Source organism: Salmonella sp. SAL04213 (assembly GCF_046550535.1).
Taxonomy (GTDB): domain Bacteria; phylum Pseudomonadota; class Gammaproteobacteria; order Enterobacterales; family Enterobacteriaceae; genus Salmonella; species Salmonella enterica.
Genome location: NZ_JBGDXS010000019.1, coordinates 1 through 4,418 on the forward strand (window position 1 = coordinate 1; position 4,418 = coordinate 4,418).

5 protein-coding genes and 4 tRNA genes are annotated in these 4,418 nt (G+C 49.7%); 7 read left to right on the forward strand and 2 right to left on the reverse strand.

The annotated features are described in order from the left end of the window. The first annotated feature begins 251 nt into the window (after positions 1-251). Together murB and birA are read left to right on the forward strand one after the other, a co-directional pair. Positions 252-1,280 (forward strand): UDP-N-acetylmuramate dehydrogenase, encoded by a 1,029-nt coding sequence (murB, locus tag ACLJPQ_RS22355; RefSeq protein ID WP_023250806.1) that lies wholly within the window; start codon positions 252-254, stop codon positions 1,278-1,280. After that, the gene (birA, locus tag ACLJPQ_RS22360) at positions 1,277-2,239 is read left to right on the forward strand and encodes a bifunctional biotin--[acetyl-CoA-carboxylase] ligase/biotin operon repressor BirA (RefSeq protein ID WP_000655746.1); all 963 of its coding nucleotides are present in this window, start codon (positions 1,277-1,279) and stop codon (positions 2,237-2,239) included. Before murB ends, birA begins: the two co-directional genes overlap by 4 nt. Positions 2,240-2,273: 34 nt before the next feature. Here the strand turns inward: birA and coaA are convergent, their stop codons facing one another. Both coaA and ACLJPQ_RS22370 read right to left on the reverse strand, forming a co-directional pair. After that, the gene (coaA, locus tag ACLJPQ_RS22365; RefSeq protein ID WP_000023068.1) at positions 2,274-3,224 is read right to left on the reverse strand and encodes a type I pantothenate kinase; all 951 of its coding nucleotides are present in this window, start codon (positions 3,222-3,224) and stop codon (positions 2,274-2,276) included. 208 nt (positions 3,225-3,432) lie between these two features. Further along, a complete protein-coding gene (locus ACLJPQ_RS22370) occupies positions 3,433-3,606 on the reverse strand; it encodes a hypothetical protein (protein ID WP_001541267.1) in 174 nt (57 codons plus the stop codon). A 19-nt stretch (positions 3,607-3,625) separates the two neighbouring features. Between ACLJPQ_RS22370 and ACLJPQ_RS22375 the strand changes: the two genes are divergently transcribed. The 5 genes from ACLJPQ_RS22375 to ACLJPQ_RS22395 form a co-directional block, all read left to right on the forward strand. Then, positions 3,626-3,701 (forward strand) — tRNA-Thr (locus ACLJPQ_RS22375). An 8-nt stretch (positions 3,702-3,709) separates the two neighbouring features. After that, positions 3,710-3,794, forward strand: a tRNA-Tyr gene (locus tag ACLJPQ_RS22380). A gap of 116 nt (positions 3,795-3,910) precedes the next feature. Next, a tRNA-Gly gene (locus ACLJPQ_RS22385) sits at positions 3,911-3,985 on the forward strand. A gap of 6 nt (positions 3,986-3,991) precedes the next feature. Continuing rightward, positions 3,992-4,067, forward strand: a tRNA-Thr gene (locus ACLJPQ_RS22390). A 115-nt stretch (positions 4,068-4,182) separates the two neighbouring features. After that, positions 4,183-4,418 (forward strand): GTP-binding protein (locus ACLJPQ_RS22395; RefSeq protein WP_000031667.1); only part of this gene is annotated, 236 nt, incomplete at its 3' end.

Consider the following 4,418-nt stretch of genomic DNA (forward strand, 5'->3'; position numbering starts at 1 on the left):
CAGAAGTGAAACGCCGTAGCGCCGATGGTAGTGTGGGGTCTCCCCATGCGAGAGTAGGGAACTGCCAGGCATCAAATAAAACGAAGGGCCCTGTCGAAAGACTGGGCCTTTTGTTTTATCTGTAGTCTGCCGGATGGCGGCTCCGCCTTATCCAGCCTACAGGGACGCGCCGATCCACCCTCAATATAACCACAAGCCTTCCCAACACAGATACGGTAAACTATTGCCGATTGAGTATCAGGAAAGCAGCCATGACCCACTCCCTAAAACCCTGGAATACCTTCGGCATTGATCATTGTGCAAAGCACATCGTATGCGCTGAAAACGAACAACAACTACTGAGCGCCTGGCAGCAAGCAACTCGTGAGGGACTGCCGGTTATGATCCTGGGTGAAGGAAGCAATGTCCTGTTTCTGGAAAATTACGCCGGCACCGTGATCCTTAACCGCCTGAAAGGCATTGAGGTCAATGAAACCGCGGACGCCTGGCACCTATACGTCGGCGCAGGCGAAAACTGGCATCAGCTGGTTCGCTACGCGCTGGACAACAACATGCCCGGCCTGGAGAATCTGGCGCTCATCCCTGGCTGCGTTGGTTCCTCGCCTATACAGAATATTGGCGCGTATGGCGTAGAACTACAGCGCGTCTGCGACTACGTTGACTGCGTTGAACTGGAAACGGGAAAACGTCTGCGTTTGTCCGCGGCGGAATGCCGTTTCGGCTATCGTGACAGTATCTTCAAAAATGAATATCAGGATCGCGTTGCGATCGTCGCGGTGGGTCTGCGTTTGTCAAAGCAATGGCAGCCGGTGTTGACCTATGGCGATCTTACTTGTCTGGACCCGAAAACGGTCACCGCGCAACAGGTGTTTGATGCTGTATGCCATATGCGCACCACAAAATTGCCGGACCCTAAAGTGAATGGCAATGCGGGCAGCTTTTTTAAAAATCCCGTTGTCGCAGCCGATATCGCCATGGAACTGTTAGAACGATTTCCCAACGCGCCGCATTACCCTCAGGCAGACGGCTCAGTGAAGCTGGCGGCAGGCTGGCTGATAGATCAATGTCAGTTGAAAGGCGTCACCATTGGCGGCGCTGCGGTGCATCGCCAACAGGCGCTGGTATTGATTAATGCGAATGATGCGACAAGTAAAGATGTGGTGGCGCTGGCGCATCATGTCCGGCAAAAAGTGGGTGAAAAATTTAATGTCTGGCTGGAGCCTGAGGTTCGCTTTATTGGTCGGTCCGGAGAGGTGAACGCTGTGGAGAGCATTGCATGAAAGATACTACCGTTCCCCTGACGCTAATCTCACTACTTGCCGACGGAGAGTTTCACTCAGGCGAGCAGTTGGGTGAACGGCTGGGAATGAGCCGCGCGGCGATTAATAAACATATCCAGACATTACGCGACTGGGGAGTAGATGTATTTACCGTTCCCGGGAAAGGATATAGCTTACCGGAACCCATCCAGTTACTGGATGCTGACCGTATTCATAGCCAACTGGATAGCGGAAACGTGGCGGTATTGCCCGTTATCGATTCAACCAATCAGTATTTACTTGATCGAATTGGCGAGCTGCGTTCAGGCGATGCCTGTGTAGCAGAATACCAACAGGCGGGGCGTGGTCGTCGCGGGCGTAAATGGTTCTCACCGTTTGGTGCGAATCTATATCTTTCAATGTACTGGCGTCTGGAGCAGGGGCCTGCGGCGGCAATAGGCTTGAGTCTGGTCATTGGAATTGTGATGGCGGAAGTGCTGCGTGAACTGGGCGCAGATAAAGTTCGTGTGAAGTGGCCTAACGACCTTTACCTACTGGACCGCAAACTGGCGGGTATTCTGGTCGAGTTAACCGGTAAAACGGGCGATGCCGCACAAATAGTGATTGGCGCTGGTATTAACATGGCAATGCGTCGCGTAGAAGAGGACGTGATAAATCAGGGATGGATCACACTACAAGAGGCCGGAATTACGCTCGACCGCAATATGCTGGCCGCAAAGCTGATTTATAAGTTACGTGCTGCGCTTGAGCTTTTTGAGCAAGAAGGTCTTTCTCCTTATCTTTCGCGCTGGAAAAAACTGGATAATTTTATTGATCGTCCGGTAAAACTAATTATTGGCGACAAAGAAATATTTGGTATTTCTCGCGGCATTGATACTCAGGGCGCATTATTGCTTGAACAGGATGGTGTGATTAAACCCTGGATGGGCGGAGAAATATCGCTGCGAAGCGCCGAATAGTAAAAAAGGGGAGTCGGTACTCCCCTTTTTTCTGTTATTTTCGTAATCTTACCTGTTCCACCGCATGGTTAGCGCTCTTGGTCATAATAAGGCTGGCACGTTCTCGCGTAGGTAAGATATTTTGTTTTAAATTCAACCAGTTAATTTCTTTCCAAAGCGAAGCCGCTGTATTAACAGCTTCTTCTTTAGATAATTTCGCATAGTTGTGGAAATAAGAGTCAGGATCGGTAAACGCCCCTTCGCGGAATTTCAGGAAGCGATTGATATACCACGTCTGAAGAAGTTCTTCTGGCGCATCAACGTAAATAGAGAAATCAACGAAATCAGAGACAAATACATGGTGCGGATCGTGAGGATAATCCATACCGCTTTGTAAAACATTCAAACCTTCAAGAATCAATATATCAGGCTGAGCGACGGTTTTATCCCCTTCAGGAATAACATCGTAAATCAAATGAGAATAGACTGGCGCCGTCACGTTCGGTACGCCCGACTTGAGGTCAGAAACGAATTTCACCAGTCGGTGCATATCATACGATTCGGGGAACCCCTTTTTCTTCATTAACCCGCGTTCTTTCAACACCTGGTTTGGGTGGAGGAAGCCGTCTGTGGTAATCAATTCAACACGGCGGTGTTCCGGCCAGCGACTCAGCAACGCTTGCAGAACGCGTGCTGTCGTGCTTTTACCCACTGCGACGCTGCCCGCGATACTGATGATGTAAGGGATTCGCTGGCCGTTAGTGCCCAGAAACTGTTCCAGGACAGCCTGACGACGCAGATTTGAACTGATATAGAAATTTAGCAAACGGGAGAGAGGTAAATATATTTCTGCAACTTCTTCCAGCGATAAATCTTCATTAATGCCTTTTAACTGCGCGATCTCATCCTCGGTCAGGGTCATCGGCACAGAATCGCGAAGCGCAGCCCACTGGCTGCGATCAAACTGTAGGTAAGGCGTCATTAACGATTGCTCTTTTATACTCATAAGCATGTTTCTGGCTGCTATTGCTACATCAGTTCAGCGATGAACGAGGGCCATCCCTGACATGCAACGGCACGTCACATTTAAGTTAATTTGGACAATGGGCAGGAGGGTAACACCAGATGGGGAGGAATAATAAGAAAAAATCTCGCTGTGAAAGCTATCCCTGAGAAGCAATGTGACGAATATACCAGATACAGAAGATTGCTTTCTATCGACGGAGCGTTGAAATGCCGCGTCGTATCCTGGTCAGACGGTCGGTAAAATGCCGAAAATTTATGCTCTCTTGTTTGAAATTAGAGCATTTTTGTCTCTTATAGCGCAAAATGTGAGCGATAGAACATTTTATGCAATTTTTTAGTTGCATGAGCACGCAGGTCTCCATAGAATGCGCGCTACTTGATGCCGACTTAGCTCAGTAGGTAGAGCAACTGACTTGTAATCAGTAGGTCACCAGTTCGATTCCGGTAGTCGGCACCATCAAGTCCGGTGGGGTTCCCGAGCGGCCAAAGGGAGCAGACTGTAAATCTGCCGTCACAGACTTCGAAGGTTCGAATCCTTCCCCCACCACCATTTTCGGCCGCGCGATGGCGCAGCCCGAGACGATAAGTTCGCTTACCGGCTCGAATAAAGAGAGTTTCTCTCGATATTCAGTGCAGAATGAAAATCAGGTAGCCGAGTTCCAGGATGCGGGCATCGTATAATGGCTATTACCTCAGCCTTCCAAGCTGATGATGCGGGTTCGATTCCCGCTGCCCGCTCCAAGATGTGCTGATATAGCTCAGTTGGTAGAGCGCACCCTTGGTAAGGGTGAGGTCGGCAGTTCGAATCTGCCTATCAGCACCACTTCTTTTCTCCTTCCTGTTTTTCTCTTCTGTTTATTAGCATTCAACAAGTCGGGCGTGTTGCCTGGTTGATGTGGTGATATCACCGATTTATCCGTGTCTTAGAGGGACAATCGATGTCTAAAGAAAAGTTTGAACGTACAAAACCGCACGTTAACGTCGGTACTATCGGCCACGTTGACCATGGTAAAACAACGCTGACCGCTGCCATTACTACCGTACTGGCTAAAACCTACGGCGGTGCCGCTCGCGCATTCGACCAGATCGATAACGCGCCGGAAGAAAAAGCGCGTGGTATCACCATCAACACTTCTCACGTTGAATACGATACCCCGACCCGCCACTACGCACA